Source organism: Blattabacterium sp. (Nauphoeta cinerea), from assembly GCF_000471965.1.
Classification (GTDB): domain Bacteria; phylum Bacteroidota; class Bacteroidia; order Flavobacteriales; family Blattabacteriaceae; genus Blattabacterium.
This window is the reverse complement of the sequence record NC_022550.1, coordinates 1-24,247: the sequence shown is the minus strand read 5'-3', so window position 1 is coordinate 24,247 and position 24,247 is coordinate 1. Positions and strand designations below refer to the sequence as shown.

At 26.1% G+C, this 24,247-nt stretch carries 20 protein-coding genes and 1 other RNA gene; 5 read left to right on the top strand and 16 right to left on the bottom strand.

Going from position 1 to position 24,247, the window contains the following annotated elements; translation table 11 throughout:
- Nucleotides 1–51 precede the first annotated feature (51 nt).
- From K645_RS00105 to K645_RS00075, 7 genes are read right to left on the bottom strand one after another with little or no spacing between them, the layout of a single operon-like run.
- The gene (locus K645_RS00105; RefSeq protein ID WP_041935984.1) at nt 52–552 is read right to left on the bottom strand and encodes a DUF192 domain-containing protein; all 501 of its coding nucleotides are present in this window, start codon (nt 550–552) and stop codon (nt 52–54) included.
- Nucleotides 552–1,436 (bottom strand): prolipoprotein diacylglyceryl transferase, encoded by an 885-nt coding sequence (gene lgt / locus K645_RS00100; RefSeq protein WP_022564855.1) that lies wholly within the window; start codon nt 1,434–1,436, stop codon nt 552–554. The genes K645_RS00105 and lgt overlap by 1 nt, the downstream gene beginning before the upstream one ends.
- A 7-nt stretch (nt 1,437–1,443) precedes the next feature.
- Nucleotides 1,444–1,662, bottom strand: coding sequence for a membrane protein insertion efficiency factor YidD (gene yidD, locus K645_RS00095; RefSeq protein ID WP_022564854.1), 219 nt, complete (start codon nt 1,660–1,662; stop codon nt 1,444–1,446).
- Nucleotides 1,659–3,929, bottom strand: a complete 2,271-nt coding sequence (locus tag K645_RS00090; protein WP_022564853.1) for an aconitate hydratase — start codon at nt 3,927–3,929, stop codon at nt 1,659–1,661. The genes yidD and K645_RS00090 overlap by 4 nt, the downstream gene beginning before the upstream one ends.
- 38 nt (nt 3,930–3,967) lie before the next feature.
- Complete coding sequence (locus tag K645_RS00085) at nt 3,968–4,738, bottom strand: alpha/beta fold hydrolase (RefSeq protein ID WP_022564852.1); 771 nt, start codon at nt 4,736–4,738, stop codon at nt 3,968–3,970.
- Complete coding sequence (locus tag K645_RS00080) at nt 4,722–5,471, bottom strand: pyridoxine 5'-phosphate synthase (protein ID WP_022564851.1); 750 nt, start codon at nt 5,469–5,471, stop codon at nt 4,722–4,724. The genes K645_RS00085 and K645_RS00080 overlap by 17 nt, the downstream gene beginning before the upstream one ends.
- The gene (locus K645_RS00075) at nt 5,465–6,748 is read right to left on the bottom strand and encodes a mechanosensitive ion channel family protein (RefSeq protein WP_022564850.1); all 1,284 of its coding nucleotides are present in this window, start codon (nt 6,746–6,748) and stop codon (nt 5,465–5,467) included. Before K645_RS00075 ends, K645_RS00080 begins: the two co-directional genes overlap by 7 nt.
- A gap of 165 nt (nt 6,749–6,913) precedes the next feature.
- Between K645_RS00075 and nusA the strand changes: the two genes are divergently transcribed.
- The 3 genes from nusA (at nt 6,914) to aspS (ending at nt 12,573) form a co-directional block, all read left to right on the top strand.
- Complete coding sequence (gene nusA / locus K645_RS00070; protein WP_022564849.1) at nt 6,914–8,167, top strand: transcription termination factor NusA; 1,254 nt, start codon at nt 6,914–6,916, stop codon at nt 8,165–8,167.
- Between the two features lie 82 nt (nt 8,168–8,249).
- Nucleotides 8,250–10,856, top strand: coding sequence for a translation initiation factor IF-2 (infB, locus tag K645_RS00065; RefSeq protein WP_041935983.1), 2,607 nt, complete (start codon nt 8,250–8,252; stop codon nt 10,854–10,856).
- A gap of 16 nt (nt 10,857–10,872) precedes the next feature.
- On the top strand, nt 10,873–12,573 hold the full coding sequence (gene aspS, locus K645_RS00060; protein WP_041935982.1) for an aspartate--tRNA ligase: 1,701 nt from the start codon (nt 10,873–10,875) through the stop codon (nt 12,571–12,573).
- Here aspS and K645_RS00055 read toward each other — a convergent pair.
- Together K645_RS00055 and K645_RS00050 are read right to left on the bottom strand one after the other, a co-directional pair.
- A complete protein-coding gene (locus K645_RS00055) occupies nt 12,559–13,056 on the bottom strand; it encodes an inorganic diphosphatase (protein ID WP_022564846.1) in 498 nt (165 codons plus the stop codon). The two genes, aspS and K645_RS00055, sit on opposite strands and share 15 nt — an antisense overlap.
- A gap of 12 nt (nt 13,057–13,068) precedes the next feature.
- Nucleotides 13,069–14,238, bottom strand: a complete 1,170-nt coding sequence (locus K645_RS00050) for a dihydrolipoamide acetyltransferase family protein (RefSeq protein ID WP_022564845.1) — start codon at nt 14,236–14,238, stop codon at nt 13,069–13,071.
- A 42-nt stretch (nt 14,239–14,280) separates the two neighbouring features.
- Here K645_RS00050 and K645_RS00045 point away from each other — a divergent pair, with 42 nt between their 5' ends.
- Nucleotides 14,281–15,909, top strand: coding sequence for an NAD(P)H-hydrate dehydratase (locus K645_RS00045; RefSeq protein ID WP_022564844.1), 1,629 nt, complete (start codon nt 14,281–14,283; stop codon nt 15,907–15,909).
- On the opposite strand, the gene lnt is transcribed toward K645_RS00045, so the two are convergent.
- The 7 genes from lnt to K645_RS00015 all read right to left on the bottom strand — a co-directional run bounded on the left by lnt (nt 15,895) and on the right by K645_RS00015 (nt 23,557).
- Entirely contained in the window at nt 15,895–17,496 is a 1,602-nt protein-coding gene (gene lnt / locus K645_RS00040) for an apolipoprotein N-acyltransferase (RefSeq protein ID WP_022564843.1), read from the bottom strand. The two genes, K645_RS00045 and lnt, sit on opposite strands and share 15 nt — an antisense overlap.
- Before the next feature lie 77 nt (nt 17,497–17,573).
- Nucleotides 17,574–17,983: a transfer-messenger RNA gene (gene ssrA / locus K645_RS03135) on the bottom strand.
- A gap of 36 nt (nt 17,984–18,019) precedes the next feature.
- Complete coding sequence (gene rodA, locus K645_RS00035) at nt 18,020–19,264, bottom strand: rod shape-determining protein RodA (RefSeq protein ID WP_022564842.1); 1,245 nt, start codon at nt 19,262–19,264, stop codon at nt 18,020–18,022.
- Nucleotides 19,248–21,152 (bottom strand): penicillin-binding protein 2, encoded by a 1,905-nt coding sequence (mrdA, locus tag K645_RS00030; RefSeq protein ID WP_022564841.1) that lies wholly within the window; start codon nt 21,150–21,152, stop codon nt 19,248–19,250. Before mrdA ends, rodA begins: the two co-directional genes overlap by 17 nt.
- A gap of 3 nt (nt 21,153–21,155) precedes the next feature.
- Nucleotides 21,156–21,674, bottom strand: a complete 519-nt coding sequence (locus K645_RS00025; protein WP_022564840.1) for a hypothetical protein — start codon at nt 21,672–21,674, stop codon at nt 21,156–21,158.
- Nucleotides 21,671–22,456: a rod shape-determining protein MreC gene (gene mreC / locus K645_RS00020; protein ID WP_022564839.1), complete on the bottom strand. Its 786-nt coding sequence runs from the start codon at nt 22,454–22,456 to the stop codon at nt 21,671–21,673. The genes K645_RS00025 and mreC overlap by 4 nt, the downstream gene beginning before the upstream one ends.
- A 60-nt stretch (nt 22,457–22,516) precedes the next feature.
- A complete protein-coding gene (locus K645_RS00015) occupies nt 22,517–23,557 on the bottom strand; it encodes a rod shape-determining protein (RefSeq protein WP_022564838.1) in 1,041 nt (346 codons plus the stop codon).
- A gap of 110 nt (nt 23,558–23,667) precedes the next feature.
- Between K645_RS00015 and folK the strand changes: the two genes are divergently transcribed.
- A complete protein-coding gene (gene folK / locus K645_RS00010; protein WP_022564837.1) occupies nt 23,668–24,165 on the top strand; it encodes a 2-amino-4-hydroxy-6-hydroxymethyldihydropteridine diphosphokinase in 498 nt (165 codons plus the stop codon).
- Nucleotides 24,166–24,247 lie beyond the last annotated feature (82 nt).

Below are 24,247 nucleotides of genomic sequence, written 5' to 3'. Positions count from 1 at the left end.
ATTTACAATTTTTTATTACAAAGGATAAATATAAATTTTTTGTATCATTATTCATTTGAAAGTGATTTTTGTTATTCCTTCTTTTATTCCCCATTGATCTGACATACCAGCATTAATTTCCAAAACATATTTTATAGGAGAAGATAAATTAATTATTTCTATATTCTTCATAGGAGTTACGTATTTATTAACAAAAACAACAGTATTAAATTGATTGATGTATACAATATCTAAAGGAATTCGTACATCTTTCATATTTATATGTTCATACTCTTCTTTATTTTTCAATAAAAATAACATTCCTCTATTTTCTTTTAAATCAGATCTATATTTTAATCCATTTTTTTTTTCTGTATCAGAATACGCTAACTCTATATCTATTTTTTTAATGATATAATTGTTATTCCTAAAATATAGTTCTCCATCTTTAATAAATTCTATTTCTAGTGAATTTCCGATATCTAAAAACATATCAGAATCGTAATAAATTTTTTCAGATGAATTTATAGAAAAACACATTATCAAATAATAAAAAATATTAATTTTTTTCATCACGAAAAAAAATATTTCTTAATTTTTGATAAATTGAGAATAAAAAATCCCAAAATAATAAAAGGAATGCTAAGCCATTGACCTGTATTTATAGATAAAAAATTAATAAATTCTTCTCCTTGTGGTTCTTTTACAAATTCTAATAAAAAACGTATAGACCAAAGTAAAATAAAAAATATTCCGGATAAAAATCCGTCATAATTTTTTTTTCCTATTTTATAAAAATACCATAGCAATAAAAAAATTACAAAATAACCAATAGATTCATAGATTTGTGCAGGATGTCTAGGGACTATTTCCCCATATTCTGTATCCATTTGGATAAATTTAACGGACCAAGGTAATTTTTCATTACATGGTTTTCCCACTATTTCAGAATTAAAAAAATTTCCGACCCTAATAAAAACAGCAGATATTGATACGGGGATACATAATCGATCACATAACCAAATAAAAGATTTTTTTTTCAATATGATTTTTTTATAAAAAAAACTAGATAAAATAATTCCTATAGTTGCACCATGACTAGATAATCCCCTGAAACCAATAAATTCATAACCTTTTATAAATCCTAATAAGGAATTATGTTTATTTTCTTTTATAGGAAGAATGGCTTCAATCCAATGATCTGAAAAATATGATAAATCATAGAATAAAACTTGACCTAGTCTTGCTCCTATAAGAGTTCCCAAAAAAGTACAAATGAATAAAGGATCCAGATATTTTGTATCTATATTATCGTTTTGATAAATATATTTCATGATATACCATCCTAATAAAAAAGAAATCACAAACATTAGACTATAAATATGAATACAAAAACCTTTCCATAAAACAAATTTGTGAATAGGATCCCAATTAATATACTCTAATGTTTTTCCCATGATTAATTTATTTTGGATAATTGTAATCTGATGGACCCCAAGGATTACATTTAATGATTCTTTTTATACTTAAAAAAATAGCTTTAAAAAAATTCCATTTATTTAATGAGAAAATCATATAATTTGAACAAGTTGGAATATATCTACAATTGTTTCCTATCCATGGAGATACCCCTATTTGATATAATCTAATGATTTTGATTAGTAAAATTTTTGCAATTTTCATATTGTTTGTTTTCTGATGAAATTTAAAGAAGAACCTGCTTTAAACCATTGAATTTGCTTATTATTATAAGAATGACAAATTCTTATTTTTTCTTTATTTCCATTTTTATGAATTAATTCCACTTCTATATTTTTATTAGGACATATATTTTTTATATAAAAATGTAATATGTCTTCTTCTTGTATTTTGTAATAGTCGTCCGGATTTAAAAAAGTTAAAGCTAAAATTCCTTGTTTTTTTAAATTAGTTTCATGTATTCTAGAGAAAGATTTAACAAGAACCACACGAACTCCCAAAAAACGAGGTTCCATAGCAGCATGCTCTCTTGATGAACCTTCTCCATAATTATCCTCTCCTACAATTAAAGTTTGTATATTTTTTGATTGATAAAATTTGGCTACATTATAAACCGTATCATAATTATCTGTTATAATATTTTTTATTTTATTTTTTTCATGATTAAAAGCGTTTATAGCCCCCATTAATAAATTTTCAGAAATCTTTTCAAGATGACCTCTATATTTTAACCATGGTCCTGCCATTGAAATATGATCTGTAGTGCATTTTCCTTTAATTTTTATTAAAAGTCTAAGATTCAACAAATGATTTCTATCCCACGCCAAAAAAGGGGACAATACCTGTAATCTTTTAGAGTTTTTTTTTATAATTACAGACAAATTTTGTTTATTTTCTTTTTTTAAAAAACTTTCATATCCTAATTCTTCTGATTTAAAATTCCTTGTAGGAGTTTCCATTGATTTAGGCTCTTCAAACTTGACATCCTCACCCATTTCATTTTTCAATTTATCTTTCATAGGATTAAATGTTAAATCTCCAGAAAAAACTAAAGCTGTAACAATTTCTGGAGAAGCGATAAAAGCATGTGTTTTTGGATTTCCGTCATTCCGAGATGAAAAATTCCTATTAAAAGTATGAATAATTGTATTTTTTACATTTTCTTGATTTTCTTTTCTAATCCATTGTCCAATACAAGGGCCACAAGCATTAGAAAAAATTTTAGCTCCAAATTCTTTAAAAATTGATAAAAATCCTGCATTTTTTATAAGAGAAAAAACTTTTTTAGACCCCGGCGATATCATATATTCTGAATTCATTTTCAATTTTTTCTTTTTTGCTTGTTGAATTATTGATATTACTTTTGAGAAATCTTCGTAAGAAGAATTTGTGCAAGAACCGATCAATCCTACTTCAATTTTTGTAGGCCAATTATTTTTAGCTGCTTCTTCTTTCATTTTAGAAATAGGAGTTGCTATATCTGGAGTAAAAGGACCGTTAATATGTGGCTCTAAAACACTTAAATCTATTTTTATGACTTGATCATAGTAATGATATGGATTTTGATAAACTTCTGGATCTGCTTTTAAAAAATTTTTTATTTTTTCTGCCATTATAGATACTTGAATTCTTCCATTTTTTATCAAAAAATCTTTCATTTTAACATCATAAGGAAATAAAGAAGCTGTAGCCCCTATTTCTGCACCCATATTGCATATGGTAGCCTTGCCTACACAAGAAATACTATCAACCCCCTCTCCAAAATATTCAATAATATGATTTATAGCTCCTGATACTCCAATCATACCAGATAATTTTAATATAACATCTTTAGGAGAAGTCCATCCATTAATTTTACCAATTAAATTTACTCCAATTATTTTAGGAAACTTTAATTCTAAAAGGGATCCAGACATAACTTCGGCCGCATCAGAACCTCCAACTCCTATTCCTAACATCCCTAATCCTCCAGCATTAGGGGTATGAGAATCTGTCCCTATAATGACTCCTCCAGGAAATGCATAACTTTCTAGAATAACCTGATGAATAATCCCTGATCCAGGTCCCCAAAAATCTATTCCATATTTACAAGACGCCGATCTTAAAAAATTATAAATTTCTTTATTTTTATTTATGGAATTTTTTAAGTCCAAATCTGCTCCAAATTGAGCAGATATAAGATGATCACAATGAATAGAAGTTGGAACAGACGTTTTATATTTTTTAGTTTGCATAAATTGAAGCAATGTCATTTGAGCTGTAGCATCTTGCATCACAATACGATCGGGTAAAAAATTCATATAATATTTATCTTTAAAATTTATGGATTTATAATTATTTTCGATAAATAAATGAGAATACAAAATTTTTTCCGAATAAGTCATAGGATGATCTATGACATTTCGAATTTTTTCAATCTTATGTAAAAAGCTTGAGTAAAAATTTCGAATCATATCAAGATCAAAAATCATAATAAATTTTTTTAATTAAAAAAAATAATATACATAAATTATGTTTCGTTTAAAAAAATACTGATTTTTTCATGAAAATCCGTGGGGTTTTCTACATGAATCCAGTGATCAGATTTATTCACCGTCCAAATTTTAGATTGGGAAAATAATTTTCGTATATGATTATAATCTTGATCAAGAAGATAATTCGAATATTCTCCTCGCAAAAATAATACAGGACCATGATAAGAACCATTTTTTATTTCTTTATGAATTAAATCATCATAATTTTTTTCAATATTTGATAAAGAAAAATGAAAACATAATTTCCCATTTTTTTGTCTTTGAGTACATTTAGAAAAAAACGATCTAATTTTCAAATCAGAAATCCATCTTTTTAAAAAAAAATCTAGATCTTTTCTAGTATTGATGATATCAAAATCCACTTTTTTTAAAATATGAATTAATTTTTTTTGATTAGTATTAATATAAGCTTTAGGACTGATATCCACAATGATTAATTTTTTGGGAATCATAGGATATTTTATAGAAAACTTCATGACGGCCCTTCCTCCCATAGAATGTCCTAATAATATAGGATGATTTAATTTGTAATAATAAATATATTTTAATATATCTTCTGATATGACATCATAATTCATTTCATGGGAAACAAAACTTTTTCCATGATTTCTAATATCCAACAAGTGAATTTGATAAAATTTTTCAAATTCTTTAGCAAAAGAAACCCAATTGTCTCCATTTCCAAATAAACCATGAAAAACTAAAATGGGGTACCCCGTCCCGTAAATTTTAGAATACAGTATCATTTTTTTTTATTTTACTGGCTTGATAAATTCTTTTTAAATAACTTTGTATTGTGTTTTCCAGTCCCATATATACAGATTCACAAATTAAAGCATGTCCAATTGAAACTTCTGATATATTTGGTATTTTTTCAATTAAAAAATAAATATTATCTAAATTTAAATCATGTCCAGCATGAATGAACATTTGATTATTAACAATAATTTTTGCTGTTTCAATATATGGATCAATGCTGTTCCATTTCTTTTCCGAATATCCTATAGAAAAATATCCAGTATATAATTCTATACTATCTGCTCCCGTTTGAGCTGCATATGAAACCAATTCCGGGTTTGGATCTAAAAAAATAGAAGTACGAATTCCATGATTTTTTAATTTTATAATTTTATCAGTCAAAAAATCTTGATATAAAAAAGTATTCCATCCAGAATTTGATGTGATCGCATTATCAGAATCAGGAACTAAAGTTACTTGTGATGGTTTAATATCTAGCACCAGTTTCATAAATTTTTCAGAAGGATTTCCTTCTATATTGAATTCTGTCGTAATCACAGAATTTATGTCATAAACATCTTTATATGTAATATGTCTTCCATCAGGACGTGGATGTATAGTTATTCCTTGACATCCGAATTTTTGAACATCTCTTGCAACTTGCAATAAATCTGGGATATTCCCTCCTCTTGCATTTCTTAATGTAGCTATCTTGTTTAAATTTACACTTAATCTTACCATCTTTTTAAAATTTCTTTTTTAGTAACTTGTGTAATTTCCAAATTAAATTCTTTAGCAACTGTTAATAAATGATCAAAAACACTAGCTTGTATTTGCTCATACTTAATAGATTCAGAAGTATTTGTGAAGCAATATAATTCCACAGGTAACCCATAAGGAGTAGGTTCTAAATGTCTAACCATCAAAGTTTCTGATTGTGATATTTTAGGATGTTGGGATAAATATTCTAGTGCATATTGACGAAATAGACCGATATTCGTTAACCTCCTTCCATTTATATTTATATTTACATCAATATTTTTCTCTTTATTGAAAAGATCTATTTCTTTTTGTTTTTTTTGTATATAATTTTTTATCAAATAAACATGTTGAAATTTTTTTAACATATCTGAATTACAAAAATGAAATGATTGTATATTAAATAAAATAGATCTTTTGATTCTACGTATATTTTTTTGACGCATAAATTCAAAATTAGTAACTGCTGTGGAAATCAAATCGTAGGTTGGAACGCTAGTAATAGTTTTATCGAAATTTTCTATTTTTGCGGAAGTTAAATTGATTTCAATAACTGTTCCTTCTATATTATACTTAGGAATTCTAATCCAATCTCCTACTTTTATCATTTTTGTAGAAGCCATTTGTACTCCTGAAACAAATCCTAATATTGTATCTCTGAAAACTAATATAACAAAAGCAGTTATAGCTCCTAAACTTGTTAAAACATTAATAAGATCATTTTTTGTAAGAATAGCGATAATAACCAATATGCAAAATATAATGGATATAATCTTAAGTAATTGTGAAAAAGAACGAACTGCTATCGTTTGGTGATTGTTTTCACTTGTAGCTATTCTCATAATAGAATTTACGACTCGAATTAAAAATTGTAGAACAATTAGAACAAATAATATATCAAATACTTTTTCTAAATAAATAACAATTGTATGATAATTTTTAAAAAATGGTTCAATTAATATCAACCCAATAGATAATGGAAAGAAATGTGCTAGACTATCAAAAACTTTATTTTCATATAAAATATTATCCCAAACAAAATGAGTAGAACTTACTATTCTTCTACCTATAAAACGTACTCCTCTATTAAAAATAAATTCTAAAATTATTAGAATAGTAGCAAAAAATAATATTTTTCCAATTATAACAAGAGTTATAGCTCCCCATTTTTTTAGATCTAAATTATGGATCAATTCATGAATTTCTTGGATTTGAAAAATAATTGTTACTACTTTTTCAAAAAAAGTTTTATAACACATAACTAAAATTCTTACTACTTCTTATAAAGAACCGTATTTTTTGAGTTATTTTCAAAAATTTTTAAATTTTTATTTTTTATGTTTTGTAGATTGAATAATATAATAGATATTGAATTTATTTAAAAAATAAAAATTTAAACTCAATTTTTTTAAAATTTTATATTTATGGACAATGAAGCTTTAATAGACTCTTTTTCAGATTTTAAATATGAAAAAAATATAGATAGAATGAGTCTTATGGCCATTTTGGAAGAATCTATACGGTGTGTTTTAAGAAAGAAATATGAATCATCAAAAAATTATGATATTATTGTCAATCCAGATCAAGGTGATTTAGAAATATGGAGAAACCGTATAGTCGTACAAGATGGAAAAGTAAAAGATATAAATAAGGAAATAGAATTATCTACAGCTAGAAAAATAGAACCCGATTTTGAAATAGGAGAAGAGGTAACAGAAAAAGTGGAATTACAATCTCTAGGACGAAGAGCTATTTTATCTTTAAGACAAAATTTACTTTCTAAAATTAATGAATATGATAATACAAATACTTATAAAAAATTTAAAAATAAAATAGGAGAAATCATTAATGTAGAAGTATATCACATTTTGCCCAAGCAAATAATTATGAGAGACGATGAACAAAATGAGATGGTTTTACCTAAACAAGAACAAATTCCAAATGATTTTTTTAGAAAAGGAGATCCAGTCAGAGCCTTAGTTAAACGAGTAGATTGGAAAGATAATAAACCTTTTGCTGTTCTTACTAGAAAGGATGAATCTTTTTTAGAAGAACTTTTTAAGTTAGAGATTCCAGAAGTTTCTGATGGATTGATTACAGTAAAAAAAGTAGCACGTATTCCAGGAGAAAAAGCGAAAGTATCTGTAGAATCTTATGACGATCGCATAGATCCAGTAGGAGCTTGTGTAGGGATGAAAGGTTCTAGAATTCATCCTATTGTTAGAGAATTAAAAAATGAAAATATTGATGTCATTAATTATACCTCTAATATACAATTATATATAACACGATCTTTGAGCCCAGCCAAAGTTTCTATGATGGAAATTAATGAAGAACATAAATATGTAAACGTATATGTAAAAATAGAAGAAATATCAAAAGCGATTGGAAAAGGGGGACAAAATATTAAATTAGCTAGTCAATTGACCGGATACAAAATTCATATATTCAGAGATTTTCCTTATGAAGATGATGTAGAATTAACAGAATTTTCTGATGAAATAGAATCAGAAGTTTTGGAAAAATTTCATAAAGTAGGTTTAAGTACCGCAAAATCTGTTTTAAATTACAGAAAAAACGATTTAAGTAAACGAACTGATCTGGAAGAAAAAATCATTGATAAAGTTTTCTCCATATTGAGAAAAGAATTTGAAGAAGAATTAAATATAAATACATAATTTTTTCCTTATTTTTTCTTTTTAATATTTTTATTTTTGTGCCTAATACATTTTATATTTTTATATGACTGAATATTTTTATATGACTGATAAAATCAGATTAAAAACAGTATTAACAAAATTTAATATTTCCTTACAAAGAGTAATTAGTTTTTTACAAAAAAAAGGAATTGAAATAGAAAATAATCCTAATGCAAAAATAGAAGAAAAAGTATATAAATCTCTTGTTATAGAATTTCAAAGTTACAAGGAAATACGAGATGAATCTGAGAAAATTTCTTTGCAAAAGAGAATGGAAAAAGAGAAAATAAAAAAAGAATTGTTAAAGTCAAAACATATTCAAAATTATAAAATTATACGTGCTAAATCAGAAAAATTAGTGGGATTCAAAAAAATAGGAAAAATAGATATTGATACATTAGACAAAAAATATGGAACTCAAGAAGAAAAAAAAACAATTTACATCAACATAAAGAAAAAAAAATTAGGAAATAAAATTAAAAATAAACCTGAACATATTGATACGATTTATCAAAAGTTAGATGGAGTCATGTTAACAGGAGATAGAATAGATCTATCTCAATTTGAAAAAAAAAGAACAAAATCAGAGATTAAAAAAAAACGAAGAAGAATTAAAAAAGAAATTTTCATTGAGGAAATGAAAAACGTTACTACAGGAAAAAAACAAAGTCAGAACAAAGAAAGGAAATCTTATTTAAATAAACATTCTAACGATAAAAAAATAGATAAATCGAAAAATAAAAAAAATGTACAAAAATCGATAATTACTGATGAACAAATCAAAAAACAAATTAAAGAAACTTTGGAAAAGTTATCCTCCAAAGGAATGAAATCGAAAGCTTCAAAAATTAGAAAAGAAAAACGTCAGTCTAAGAAAGAAAAAATACTTTTGCAAAATGAAATGGAAAATCAAAAAGAAGAAAAAATTCTCAAACTAGCTGAATTTACAACAGTTAATGAATTAGCATCTATGATGAAAGTTAATGCCACTGATGTAATTATGTCTTGCATGTCTTTGGGGATTATGGTGACGATGAACCAAAGATTAGATGCAGAGATACTGACTTTAGTCGCAGATGAATTTGGATTTAATGTAAAATTTGTTGGATTGGATTTAGAAGAGGCGGTTCAGGACGATAAAGATTTAGAGGAACATTTAAAACCTAGACCTCCTATTATTACTGTTATGGGGCATGTGGATCACGGAAAAACATCTTTGTTAGATTATATTAGAAATACTAATGTTATTGCAGGGGAAGCAGGTGGAATAACTCAACATATAGCAGCTTATAGTGTAGAATGTTCCAATAATCAAAGTATTACTTTTTTAGACACTCCAGGTCATGAAGCATTCACTGCTATGCGTGCTAGAGGAGCACAAATAACGGATATCGCTATTATAGTGATAGCTGCGGATGATCATGTCATGCCACAAACTAAAGAGGCGATTAGTCATGCTCAAGCAGCTAATGTTCCTATTATTTTTGTTTTCAATAAAATGGATAAATCTAATGTCAATCCCGATAAAATTAGGGAACAATTAGCCAATTTAAACTTCTTAGTAAAAGAATGGGGTGGAAAATATCTCACACAAGAAATATCAGCGAAGTTGGGAACTGGAATAGATGAATTATTAAAAAAAGTCCTTTTAGTATCTAAATCATTGAATTTAAAAGCCAATCCAAATAAACCGGCCATAGGAACAGTTATTGAAGCTTCTTTAGATAAAGGAAGAGGATATATAACAACTTTACTTATTCAAGGAGGGACATTAAAAATGGGGGATTATGTTTTGGCAGGAAGTCATCATGGAAAAGTAAAAAATATTTTAGATGAACGAGGAAAATCTATTTTATCAGCAGGCCCATCTAAATCTATTACCATATTAGGATTAAATGGAGCCCCTACTGCTGGAGATAAATTCAAAATATTTAAAGATGAAAAAGAAGCTAAACAGTTGGCTTCTAGAAGAGAACAATTGCAAAGAGAACAAAATATACGAGCTCAAAAACATCTTACATTAGATGAGATAGGAAGACGGATAGCATTAGGTGATTTTAAAGAATTAAAAATTATTATTAAAGGAGATGTAGATGGATCAGTAGAAGCCATTGCTGATGCTCTTCAAAAATTATCTACGAATACTATTATGGTCAATATTATTTATAAAGGAGTTGGTCAAATTACAGAATCCGATGTTTTATTAGCAAGTGCTTCAGATGCTATTATTATAGGATTTAATGTCCGTCCTAATATTGGAGCTAAAAATATAGAAAAAAAAGAAAATATAGAAATACGAACTTATTCGATTATATACGATGTGACTAATGATATTCAGGAAGCTATGGATGGGATGTTATCTCCCGATATTAGAGAGAAAATATTAGGAAATGCTGAAATTAGAGAAATATTTAAAATTCCAAAAGCAGGGACTATAGCTGGATGTATGGTAACGGAAGGAAAATTACTCCGTCAAGCAAAAGTAAGATTGATTCGAGAAGGAATTGTGATTCATAACGGAGAATTTACTTCTCTCAAACGTTTCAAAGAAGACGTAAAAGAAGTTTCAAAAGGATATGAATGTGGGTTAGGAATCAAGAATTATCATAATATTAGATCTGGAGATATTATAGAAGTTTATGAAGAATTATCTGATAGAAAAAGTTAAATAAAGTAATAAAATTATGTATAGAACACATAATTGTGGAGAATTGAGTCAAAAAGATATTGGAAAAGAAGTGATATTATCTGGATGGATTAAAAAAATAAGAAATTTTGGATCCTTATTTTTTATAGATATTAGGGATTATTTCGGAATTACACAACTAGTTATTTATAAAAAATTAGTAAAAAAAAATCTTTTTTTAAGTAAAGAATCTATAATTAGAGTGAAAGGAAAAGTTGTAGAAAGATTATCTAAGAATTATAATATTTATACAGGTGAAATAGAAATCTACGTATCTCATATAAACTTGTTAAATTCATCTCTCTCACCTCCTTTTACTATAAAAGATAAAACAGATGGAAATGAAGAGATTAGAATGATTTATCGGTATCTTGATATTAGAAGGGATCCTATTAAAAATAATTTAATAATTCGTCATAATTTGACATTAGAAACACGTAATTTTCTTTCTAAAAATAAATTTTTAGAAATAGAAACTCCTTTATTAATAAATTATACTCCAGAAGGAGCTAGAAGTTTTGTTGTTCCTTCTAGAATACATACTAATAAATTCTACGCATTAGCTCAATCTCCACAATTATTTAAACAATTGTTGATGATAGGAGGAATAGACAGGTATTTTCAAATTGTTAAATGTTTTAGAGACGAAGATTCTCGTTCTGACAGACAAATAGAATTTACACAAATAGATTGTGAAATGTCTTTTGTCGAAGTTCATGATATATTAACATTTTTTGAAAATTTTATCAAACATATTTTCAAAAAAATTAAGAATATTCAATTAGATTCTTTTCCTTGTATTTCTTATCATGATGCGATTAAGATGTATGGAACAGATTCTCCTGATATTCGTTTCGGAATGTCTTTTGTAGAATTAAATGATTTAATCAAAAAAGAAAATATAAATTTTTTGAAAAACCAAGAATTGGTCATAGGAATTAAAATTATAAAATGTATATCTAGAAAAATAGATTGTTTTTTAAAACAAATAGAAAATAAAAATTTTTTTGGATATAAATATTTGTATGATCAAACTTTATTTTTTTCTAATCAAAATTTTTTAAATGATGAAATTATAAAAATTTTTATAAAATATTTTAAAGCTGTCCCCGGGGATTTATTATTTTTTTCTTATGGAAAAAAAATAAAAACTAGAAAAGAACTTGGAAAAATACGACTAAAAATTGCAGAATTTTTGAATTTGAATAATCCAAAAATTTTTAAACCTTTATGGATTAATGATTTACCTCTATTAGAATGGGATGAAAAATATAAAAAATATAAATCTGTGCATCATCCATTTACAAGCCCAAAAGAAGAAGATATTTATTTATTAGAAAAAGATCCAAAAAACATTCGTTCTAAATCTTATGATTTGATTATAAATGGAATAGAAATTGGCAGTGGATCTATACGTATTCACAATAAAAATATTCAAAATCTAATTTTTAAATATTTAGGATTATCTAAAAAGGAAATAGAAACCCGATTTGGTTTTTTTATAAAGGCTTTCGAATATGGGGTTCCTCCTCATGGAGGAATAGCTTTTGGATTAGATAGATTGGTGAATCTTTTAGAAGGCAATAAAAATATAAAAAATTTTATTGCTTTTCCAAAAAATAATTATGGAAAAGATTTAATGATAAATGCTCCATCTTTTTTAGAAAAAGAAAAATTAAAAGAATTACATTTTCGTTAAATTATTTTTATATCGCAAACAAGATTGTTTATATACAAAAATAGCTTCTTTTTGATTTTTCCAATCTCCTATTTTCACTTTTTTATTTTCTAAATCTTTATATACCAAAAAGAAATGTTCTATCTCTTTTTTAGTATGTAAAGCGATTTCATCAATATTATTTATAGTATTATAATTAGGGTCTTCAACAGGAACACAAATAATCTTTTCATCATCTCCTTTTTCATCTTTCATGAAAAAAATTCCTATAGGTTTAACCTCTATTAAACAACCTGGGACGGTAGGTTCTGTTAAAAAAACTAATACATCCAATGGATCTCCATCCATAGAAAGAGTTTTTGGAATGAAACCATAATCTGTTGGATAACTCATAGGAGAATACAATACTCGATCTAATCGAATCATATTATTTGTTTTATCAAACTCATATTTATTTCTGCTTCCTTTTGGAATTTCAATAAGTACATCAAAACTGATTTTCATAATTTTTTTATATTATATTTTTGTATAACAATTAAATTTTTCTAGATATAAAGCTACTTTTCTAGCAAAACCTCCACCTAAAACTCCGTCTATCACACGGTGATCATAAGAATGAGATAAATAAATTTTATGTCTTATTCCTATGAAATCTCCTTCTGGGGTTTCTATTACAGATAATTTTTTTTGAATTAAACCTATCGCCATAATAGCTACTTGAGGTTGATGGATAATTGGTGTCCCAAAAAGATTTCCAAAACTACCTATATTACTAATAGTATAAGTTCCTCCTTGCGTCTCTTCAGGTTTTAATTGATTAGATTTAGCTCTTTTGATTAAATCATTAATAATTTTTATTAATCCTACTAAATTATAAGAATCCGCATTTTTTATTACAGGAACAATTAAATTACCATTAGGTAAAGCAGTAGCTAGTCCTATATGGGATATTTTTTTTTTGATTATGTTTGTTCCATTTACGGATATATTTATCATAGGCAAATCTTTTATAGCTTTCACCACACATTCTACAAAAACGGACATTAAGGTTAATTTTTCTCCTGTATTTTTCTGAAATGAATCTTTTATTTTTTCTCTCCATTTCACTATATTAGTGACATCTGCTTCAACAAAAGAAGTAACATGTGCAGAAATATTTTTGCTATTCATCATATGTTTTGCAGTAATCCTACGCATTCTATCCATTTCAATTATTTCTTCATTATTTGTAACAACATTTTTGGGAATCATGATTTTATTTCTTTTTATACGAATAAATTTCAGTATATCTTTTTTCGTGACACGTCCTTTATTTCCAGTTCCTTCTATTGTATCTAACTCATATAAGCTGATTCCTTCTTTATGAGCAATAGTACGTACAAGAGGAGAATAAAAATATTTTTTATTTTTTTCTATTATTGGAACTTTTTCTAAAGAAAATTGTTCTTCCGTTTCTAAAATCGCAATGAAACTTCCCACCTTAGCAACTTCATTAGTAGCGAATAATTTCTTTTTTAATATACCATTTACAGGTGAAGATATTTCAGAATCTACTTTATCTGTAGCTATTTCTACCAAAATATCTTCTTTTTTTACAGAATCCCCCTCTTCTTTTAACCAACGAATGATAGTAGCCTCAGCTATACTTTCACCCATGGCTGGAAGGGTCAAATTATACTCGGCCATCTAGATTAATCGTTTTATATTTGCAGATACTAATCAGATTTCATGATCTCATCTGAGAAAAATAGAAAACTTACAAAATTAAAAATAATAAATTCATTTAAAAAAATGAAAATTCTTTCTTTAAATCAAATTAGAAAAGCCGATCAATATTGTATTGATTCAGAATCAATTTCTTATGTTCAACTAATGGAAAGAGCATCTAAAGGTTGTTTTGATTGGATTATTAACAATAAATATTTTAAAATTAGAAAAATTCCATTTATAGTGTTAGTAGGAAATGGAAATAATGGAGGAGATGGACTTTCTTTATCTTATATGTTATATTCATACGGGGCCACAGTTTCTATATACGTACTAAATATTTCCAATCATTTTTCAAATGAGTTTTTAATCAATAAAAATAAAATATTACAACATAAAATAAATTTTATGACTCTTGATGAAGGATCAAAATTTCCTTTTTTGAATCAAGAAAGTTATCTTATTGATGCTATCTTTGGAATAGGATTCAATCGTCCAATTAATCAATATTGGAAACATTTTTTTCGTTATATCAACAATAAAAAATTTAAAGCGGTTATATCTATAGACGTTCCATCTGGGCTTTTTATTGAAAAAAATCATGAAAATTTTGAGGGAATAATCAAAGCGACTCACACTTTGACTTTTCAAGTTCCAAAATTATCTTTTTTATTACCAGATTATGAAAATTATGTTGGAAAGTGGTATTTGATAAATATTGGATGGAAAATTAATTTCATTCAAAAAATACAAGTTCATAATTTTTATATAGATCCTGTCTATATTCATGCTATATATAAAAAAAAAATAAGAAAAAAATTTTCACATAAAGGAAATTATGGGCATGGAATGATTATAGGTGGAAGTTTTGGAATGATAGGATCTGTTGTCCTTTCCGCAACTGCTAGTTTTCGTTCTGGAATAGGAAAATTAAGTGTATATGTCCCTTATTGTGGATATCAAATTATACAAAATACGCTTCCAGAGGCTATTGTAAATACAGACCTAAAAGAACATTATATCAGTAATATTGTTATTCCTAATAAAAATATCAACGCAATAGGAATCGGAATGGGAATGGGTGTTCATCCTAAAACTGTATATGCTCTAGAATCTTTTTTATTAAAAAATAAAAAAATCCCAATGGTAATTGACGCAGACGCTATAAATATATTGTCAAATCAATTACAATTATTAGATCTTCTTCCGAAAGAAACTATTCTTACTCCCCATCCAAAAGAATTTCAAAGATTATCTAAATCATGGAAAAATGATTATGAAAAATTGCATCTTTTAAAAGAAATGTCTAAAAAATATACAATTTTTATTGTATTAAAAGGTGCACATTCCGTTATTTCAACGCCTAATGGGGATCTGTATTTTAATAGTACAGGAAATCCAGGAATGGCAACAGCAGGGAGTGGCGATGTTCTTACTGGAATGATTATGAGTTTTTTATCCCAAGGATTTTCTCCAAAAGAATCATGCATCATGGGAGTTTATTTTCACGGGTTATCAGGGGATATTGCATCCCAAAAATTAAACGAAGAATCTATTATAGCTAACGATATTATTAATCATATAGGTGAGGCTTATTTGAAAAATAAAAATTTAAATAATATTAATGAAAAAACTTCAGATTTTGTGTAATCTGTGAGAATAAATTATATTATACGTGATGGGGTATAATAAAATTATAATTATTGTCAATAAACTTATTTTTGAAATGAAATCTCCATATTGAATGTAAAAAGTTTTCTTTTTATTGAGATGTATTTTATTATATAAAACCCCCTCTTTTCCATAAGGAATATATGAAATGATTTCTCCTTTTTCGTCAATAAAACAAGAAATTCCTGTATTTGCAGATCTAGCTATAGATTTTCGATTTTCAATTGCTCTAATTCGAGCATAATACATATGTTGTTTATGTCCTTGTGAAAAGCCCCACCATCCATCATTTGTAAGAATAACCATTAAATCCACATTTTTTTTAAAAAAATTAGAAACATATTCTCCAAAAACGGATTCATAACAAATAATTGGAGCTATTCTGATTCCTAAATAAGGATGTTGAAAAATAGAGGGAGAGTTTTCTTTTCCAAGTTCCATTACAGTCCCCCCAAAATTAAGCAATATATTTCCTAATATAGGTAAAAAAAATTTTTTATAAGGAAAAGTTTCTACTGCTGGGACTAGTTTAGATTTATGATGAAATTCAATATTTTCATTATTTCCTATTTGAATTGCAGAATTAAAAACATCTATCCATTGCATATTTTTTATTTTTTTTGAAAAAAAAGGAATGGAGGTTTTAGTTTTGTTTTTATGATGATATAAAGTGATTAATTCTACTCCTGTTATAAACACTGTATTTGGAGATTTATTTTTTAAGTAATCTTTAAATGCAGAGATTATTTTATTTCTTCCCATATCTTTTATCTGTATTTTCATTGGAAACATAGTTTCTGGAGCAATGATAATCATAGATTCTTTAGATATTTTTTTATCTATTAACTTTTTTAAATTCGAAATCAATTCATTTGTTGAAATATAATATTTCTGATTATATGGATCTATATTAGGCTGTAAAATTAATACATTTGCAGTATGTTCGCATTGACAGTCTTTATATTTTATATATATAAGATTTGAAATAAAAATCATGAAAAAAATTATTCCTATATTAATAAATATTCTCTGATATAAGAAAAATACTTTCTTATCATTTTTATATTGAACAATGGATTCTGTTAATCCAATATTAACTATCCATATCCATACAGATCCTCCCAAAATTCCCGTGTATTCATACCATTGAATCCATTTTGTACGATTCGCAAAACCATTTCCTAAATTAAGCCATGGCCAAGATAATTCCCATTCTAAATGCATTTTTTCGAATAAAATCCATAAACAAATTAAGAATGTATATCCTATTTTTTTGTCTTTTATATGTTTTTTTTTAATACACGAATAAAAACAAAAAACAATTGACATAAAAATAGCATTCAATAACACAGGAATTAAATAAGCTTCTACAGCAAAAGTTCCATTAGTTCTTTTTGCATAAGATAACCACCATGTAGAAATAGCATTCCATATTAAAAAAGGAATAAAAGAAAATAAGAAAACATAAAATGAAGAATCATTCAAATAATTTTCTATATATAGCAAAGGGACAAAAGCAATAAACAAATATATAGGATTTCCCTCCGTAGGCCATCCTAATCCCAAAAGAATACCAGAAAATACACTATATATAAAAAATTCAATTTTTTTTATTTTGTGTAAAATTTTAAATGACTATAAATAAGTGGAGCTGGCGGGATTCGAACCCGCGTCCAAACAAGTAGGGTAAAAGATTTCTACATATTTATCCAAAATAAAATTTATTTACATTTTTATTCAAGTTTTGGATCTAGAATAAAAACTTAAGATTCAAAACACAATTTCAGAAAACTTAAGAATCATCCGTTTTCTTATCCTTAATCCTTTATCGTACCTCTATATCAGAAATTATAAGGAAAAATTTCTGAGAGATATTTTACTTCTGCCTTTTTTTGCAGACTAAGGCATAATGTTTTTAAACATTATGCAGCAAAAGCGTATTCTTTCTCGCCATTTATATATTTTGTAAGGCTTGATTTTCGTGTAATACCTTACGTGACACGATATGCTTTCTTTTATCACTCACCTTGCTGTCAAATCCAAAATCAGCCCCAAATAATTTAAATTTACTGATTATCTATCTATTAAATTAGATCAAACTGGTTTGATCCGATACATCCATTCTCATAAATATAAATAATAAAACAGTAAAAGACCAAAGAGATGATCCTCCATAACTAAAAAAAGGTAAGACAATTCCTATTGTAGGAAAAAGTCCCATAACCATACCTAAATTAATAACAAAATGAATAAAAATAATATTCCCAACTGAATAACCAAATATTCTTACAAAAACGTCTTTTTGTCTTTCAGACAAAAAATAAATACGACTAATAAACAGTAAATAAAATATAATTAAAATTGTACTTCCTATAAACCCCCATTCTTCTCCTACTGTACAAAAAATATAATCCGTATGTTGTTCAGGAACAAATTTTCCCTTTGTAATAGTTCCTTTTTTATATCCTTTTCCTAAAAATTTTCCAGATCCAATAGCTGTTTTAGAATATAATAAATTATATCCTACATTTCCTCTATATTTTCTATCAAATTCATTTCGAAATAGAATATTAATTCTATCTTTATGATGTTGTTTTAAAAATTTTTGAAAAAAAAAGGGAGAAGAAATAGAAAAAACTGAAAAACTAATGAATAAAAATATATAAAAAAATAGATCGACAAATGATGTTGTTTTTTTCTTAAAAATAAAGAAAAAAATGAAAATAATAAACAAGAATAAAACTACAATCCAGGGGGATAAATTTAATGAAACTACGAATAATAATATATAAAATAAAAAGTAGAGTATAAAAGAAATAGATAATCCTTCTCTATATAAAGTGAGAAGAAAAGAGGAAAAAACTATAGAAGAACCTGGGTCAGGTTGTAAAAATATTAAAAAAGCAGGTAATATTAATATGATAGATATATGTAATAATGCTTTATTATTATTCTCAATATCTTCTTGACTCATAATATGAGCTATCATTAAAGATGTTGATATTTTAGTTAATTCAGATGGTTGAAAACTAATAGGACCAAAAACATACCAAGATTTTGATCCATTTATATTTTTTCCGAAAAAAAATACTCCAATTAAAAGAAATAATGTAAATAAAAAGAAGAATGGAGCTATATGTTTATAATGAATGGGTTTAAATAAAAAAATAATAAATATGAAAATAAAACTCAATAATATCCATATGAATTGTTTTTCTGCTTTTTCTGGAGAAACGGAATATAAATTCATATGCCCAAAGAAAGTCATAAAAATATAGATGAATATAACTATCCAATCTATGTTTCTAAATAATATTTTATTTCTTTTTATCAATATAATTTTTTATGTAAGAATTATTTAATTTTTTCATTTTTGCTATTGAATTATATACATTTTGCAATCCTGAAGTCATTATTTTTTTTTCAAGATTTTTTCTATTCACATTATTTTTTATATATTTTTCTGCAATAAGACTAGCAATAGGTCCAGCCCAACGAGATCCAAATCCTCCATTTTCTATTATAACAGAAATAGCAATTTTAGGGTCCTCTACTGGAGCAAACAATATAAAAATAGAATGATCGGGTAAAGAAACTGTTTTATGATTTACCTTAATAAAATTTTGCGAAGTTCCTGTTTTACCTGCCATTCGAATGTCAGATGATTTGAAACTTTTTCCAGTTCCAATCATGAAAACTTTTTCCATTCCATTAATAATAAAATCAAAATATTTGCTTTCAACTTTAGTATGTTTAGCTACAGTATAATTAGGATTAGATATAAGTTTATGATTAATTTTTCTTACTATATGTGGAGTATAAAAAAAACCTTTATTTGCTATAGCACAAACCATATTAGCTAACTGTATAGGAGTTACATTTATTTCGCCTTGACCAATACTATTAGAAATAATCGTAATCGCGTTCCATTTTGTTGTTCCATATTTTTTATTATAATAATCTCCAGAAGGAATGATCCCTTTTTCTCCTGTAGCTAAATCATTATACAAATAATTTCCAAAACCAAAACTTTTGATAATATCACACCATTCATTTACTCCTTTTGTCAAATTTTTAGGGTATTTTTCTATAACACGTTTATAAACTTGTGCAAAATAATTATTACAAGAAACAGCAGTTGCTGTTTCGATTCCTATAGGGTATCCATGAACTCCAGAATGACAATGAATTCTTTTTTTTCCATATTTAAATCCCTTATAACATATAAAAGTAGTATTCGTGTTCACGACTCCCATTTGAAGACCTGCTAACTCAGTAAGTAATTTAAATGGAGAAGCAGGTGGATAACGAGCTTGTGTCGTTCTATCAAATAAAGGATTATCAATTGTATCTTTCATTAATTTTTTAAATTCCTTAGAACGATTTACTCCCACAAATAAATTAGGATTATTAATAGGACTGGACACCAAGGATAAAATTTCTCCATTTTTAGGATTTATAGCAACTATTCCTCCTTTTTTTTGAAACATAAGTTGTTCTGCATAGTTTTGTAAATTCCAATCTATGGTTAAAGAAATATCATATCCACTTACAGCTTTGACGTTGTTTTTTCTATTATTATAACTTCCTATAATACAACCTTTTCTATCTCTTACCCAATATTTTACTCCTTTTTTTCCTCTCAGAATTTTTTCATAAGATTTTTCTACTCCAGCCCAACCAATAAAATCTCCCATTTGATAATAATTAGATTCCTTTTTAATATCTTTTTGAGTCACTTCTCCTATATATCCTAAAACATTAGCTGAACTTTCTACTTTATAATCTCTTAGAGAACGTTTTGTCCAATCAAAACCTTTGTATTTATAGAGTTTTTCTTGTATAGTCGCAAATTTTTCTTTAGAAAGAAAAGGTAAAAAAACAGATGGTAAATATTTAGAATAAGCTTTTGCTTTTTCTAAATTTCTAGAAAAAGTATTTTTTTCAATTCCTACAAGATTACAAAATTCTATAATATTAAAATGTTCATCTACGAGAATAGGAATGACTGTTAATTCATAAATAGATTTATTAAAAACCAATAGATTCTCATTTCTGTCAAAAATAGATCCTCTTTCAGGAATGATAATTTCCTGTTTAATAGAGGTGTTAAAAGCATTTAACGTATATTTCTCTGTATATATTTGTATATAAAATAATCTAATTATTAAAATTATGCCTACAGTACTCAATAAAATGTAAAATTTATATAATTTTTTCAATGTTTAATTTTTTTTGAAAAAAAAATATATAATACACAAAATAGTTGTAAAAATACTGCTAAATATTGTTCTCAATAAAAGAATTCGGTTCAAAGGAGCACCCTTTAATATTTCCAATATTAATAAACAAAAATGATGTATAAAAACTAATGAAAATATATAAAGCATCTTTCTTAGAAAAGGTAATTCATAAATCGAAAAATCATTTCTATTTATAAAATTTTTTCCATCAAAAAATTGCAAAAATTTTGATCTTAAAAAAGCAGATAAAGTGGAAGAAAAAGCATGAATTCCTCCTAAATTCATACAATGATCTATGACCCATCCTATTAAAAATGATAGAAATAAAAATATAAATTTGTTTTCATTTTCATTATATGGATATATTAATATAAAAAGAATATATATATAAGAATAACACCCTAATAATAAGAAAAATAAAGGATTTAGTATTGATATTTGAATTAAACAAAGAAAAAAAATATAGAATATAGAAATAATAAAATTTTTAATTAAATTCATTGTTTATTTTCAACTTTATAAAGTTGAACTTCATTCCATTCTTTTTTGAATAAATTTTTTACAACATAAGCATTTTCTATAGTCGAAAAGTTAGCCATGAGTTTCACTTTTATAATATAATTAGCATGTTCTTCATCAAATTTATAAGAATCCACACTTCCAATAGGAATTCCTTCAGGAAAAGTAGCAGATTTTCCATCTGTTTCTACAATATCCCCTTTATGTATAGTAGAATGTCTTGGAATATCATATAAAACTACATATTCATAATCTAACCCGTCCCAACTAAGAGTCCCAAAATATCTATTTTTTTTTAATCTAGCATTAACTTTAATTTTGAGATTTAAAAGAGAAATTGCTACACTAAAATGTGGAGAAGTTTTAATAATAATACCCGCAATTCCGTTAGATAATATAATCCCCATGTCTGGTTTGATTCCATCTATGCTTCCTTTATTAATCGTTATATAATTTTCCTGTTCATGAATGCTATTATTTATGATTTGTACTGGAGTGAAAGTATATTGTTGTAAATAGTTAATATCTTCTTTTTTAAAATCTTTAGATATTTTTTTTATTTTATAAAATATTTGAGCATTACGTAATTCTTTATTTTCGTTTAAAAGTTTTTTATTTTCAATTTCTAATAAAAAATAACTACGCAATTTATAAATAGCCTCATAAATTTTTCCAATCATAAAATTGGAAGAACCCGTATAAATATATTGGTGTAATTTTGAATTTGAAAAAGAAAGAAAAATAGCAGAAAATTCTAGTAACAAAAAGAAGATAAAAAAACGCCATTTTAAAAAAAACTAAAAAATTCACGCATAAAATTAACCCTATTTCATTAAAAATGTAAATTTATCAATATTTTTCAATGCCACTCCCGTCCCCTTTACTACAGCTCTCAAAGGGTCCTCTACTAAAAAAACAGATAAACCAGTTTTATTAGATATTCTTTTATCTAATCCTCTTAAAAGAGAACCCCCACCTGCCATGTATATTCCTGTTTTATAAATATCTGCTGCAAGTTCCGGTGGAGTTCTAGAAAGAGTTTCCATTACAGCATCCTCAATTCGTAAAATTGATTTATCTAAAGCCGGAATTGTTTCTTTATAAGAAATATTCATTTCTTTAGGCTTTCCCGTAGGAAGATCTCTTCCCTGTATATGGATATCTTCTGGAGGAGTTTCTATGGATTCCATAGCTGCTCCTATATCTATTTTTATTTTTTCTGCAGTTCTTTCTCCAATATACAAATTATATTTAGAACGTAGAAAATAGGCTATATCATTAGTGAAAACATCCCCAGCTATTTTTATAGATTTTTGACACACGATTCCCCCTAAAGCGATGACGCCACATTCTGTTGTTCCACCTCCTATATCAATAATCATATTTCCTTCTGCTTTCGTCACAGAAATACCTGAACCTATAGCAGCAGCCATGGGTTCTTCAATAAGATATACTTCTTTAGCATTAAGATGTTGAGCTGAATCCCTAACTGCTCTTTTCTCTACTTCTGTTATTCCAGATGGAATACAAATGACCATTGTTAATGATGGAGTAAAAAATTTATTATTAACACCTGGAACTTTTTTAAGAAACTCTTTAATCATAAGTTCTGCAACTTGATAATCTGCAATAACTCCATCTTTCAATGGTTTATATATTTTAATATTTTCATGTGTTTTTCCTTGCATTTGTTTAGCTTCTTCTCCTACAGCTAACACTTTTTTTGTTCTTACATCTATAGCTATTATTGAAGGTAAATCTACTATTACTTTATTATTATGCATAATAAGTGTATTTGCAGTTCCTAAATCTATAGCTATTTCTTGAGTGAAGAGATTCTTCATAAAATCTACGACTAATCCCATTAATATTTTTTTTATAAAAACATTTTTCTAATTTAAATAAAAAAAAATACACATTTTTCAATGTATTAAATGTATTAATAATTTTCCTTAATTTTCCTTTTAATAAATATATGAAAGAACACGATGTATTTTTATTACAAGGAAGTAATAAAGAAAATAAAAAAAAATATTTGGATAAATCTTTAATTTTGATGTCTAAAAAAATTGGGAAAATCGTTAAAATTTCATCGTACTTTGAAAGCGAAGCATGGAATATGAAAAATTATTCTATTTTTTATAACAGAGCTTTACATATAAAAACGAATCATTCTCCTATTGATCTTTTGAATCAAATTTTAAATATAGAATTCCTTATAGGAAGAAAAAGAAATTCTTGCACAGAGCATTATCAAGATCGAGAAATAGATATAGATATTTTATTTTATGATCGTATTATTATATGTAATTTTATTTTGACAATTCCACATCCATTGTTACATTTACGAAGATTTGTTTTAGAACCTCTGTGTGAAATAGCTCCAAATAAAAATCATCCGATATTGAATTTGAGTATATTAGAAATATTAGGATTATGTATGGATAAATTATATGTAAAAAAAATTTTATAATAAGTTTTTTAAATAATCAATAAAAGTTGCATCAACTTAGATTTTATATTTTTTATATTATATTATTTCTTTTTTCCATTTC

Bases quoted from the DNA above. Each gene is read 5' to 3' on its own strand.
- lgt (WP_022564855.1), bottom strand. From the start codon at position 1,436: ATGGGAAAAACATTAGAGTATATTAATTGGGATCCTATTCACAAATTT.
- folK (WP_022564837.1), top strand. From the start codon at position 23,668: ATGAAAGAACACGATGTATTTTTATTACAAGGAAGTAATAAAGAAAAT.
- K645_RS00105 (WP_041935984.1), bottom strand. From the start codon at position 552: ATGAAAAAAATTAATATTTTTTATTATTTGATAATGTGTTTTTCTATA.
- K645_RS00075 (WP_022564850.1), bottom strand. From the start codon at position 6,748: ATGTGTTATAAAACTTTTTTTGAAAAAGTAGTAACAATTATTTTTCAA.
- K645_RS00085 (WP_022564852.1), bottom strand. From the start codon at position 4,738: ATGATACTGTATTCTAAAATTTACGGGACGGGGTACCCCATTTTAGTT.
- K645_RS00045 (WP_022564844.1), top strand. From the start codon at position 14,281: ATGATCTCATCTGAGAAAAATAGAAAACTTACAAAATTAAAAATAATA.
- K645_RS00055 (WP_022564846.1), bottom strand. From the start codon at position 13,056: ATGAAAATCAGTTTTGATGTACTTATTGAAATTCCAAAAGGAAGCAGA.
- K645_RS00015 (WP_022564838.1), bottom strand. From the start codon at position 23,557: ATGGGATTAGTCGTAGATTTTATGAAGAATCTCTTCACTCAAGAAATA.
- K645_RS00050 (WP_022564845.1), bottom strand. From the start codon at position 14,238: ATGGCCGAGTATAATTTGACCCTTCCAGCCATGGGTGAAAGTATAGCT.
- K645_RS00080 (WP_022564851.1), bottom strand. From the start codon at position 5,471: ATGGTAAGATTAAGTGTAAATTTAAACAAGATAGCTACATTAAGAAAT.
- aspS (WP_041935982.1), top strand. From the start codon at position 10,873: ATGTATAGAACACATAATTGTGGAGAATTGAGTCAAAAAGATATTGGA.
- K645_RS00025 (WP_022564840.1), bottom strand. From the start codon at position 21,674: ATGAATTTAATTAAAAATTTTATTATTTCTATATTCTATATTTTTTTT.
- infB (WP_041935983.1), top strand. From the start codon at position 8,250: ATGACTGATAAAATCAGATTAAAAACAGTATTAACAAAATTTAATATT.
- K645_RS00090 (WP_022564853.1), bottom strand. From the start codon at position 3,929: ATGATTTTTGATCTTGATATGATTCGAAATTTTTACTCAAGCTTTTTA.
- nusA (WP_022564849.1), top strand. From the start codon at position 6,914: ATGGACAATGAAGCTTTAATAGACTCTTTTTCAGATTTTAAATATGAA.
- yidD (WP_022564854.1), bottom strand. From the start codon at position 1,662: ATGAAAATTGCAAAAATTTTACTAATCAAAATCATTAGATTATATCAA.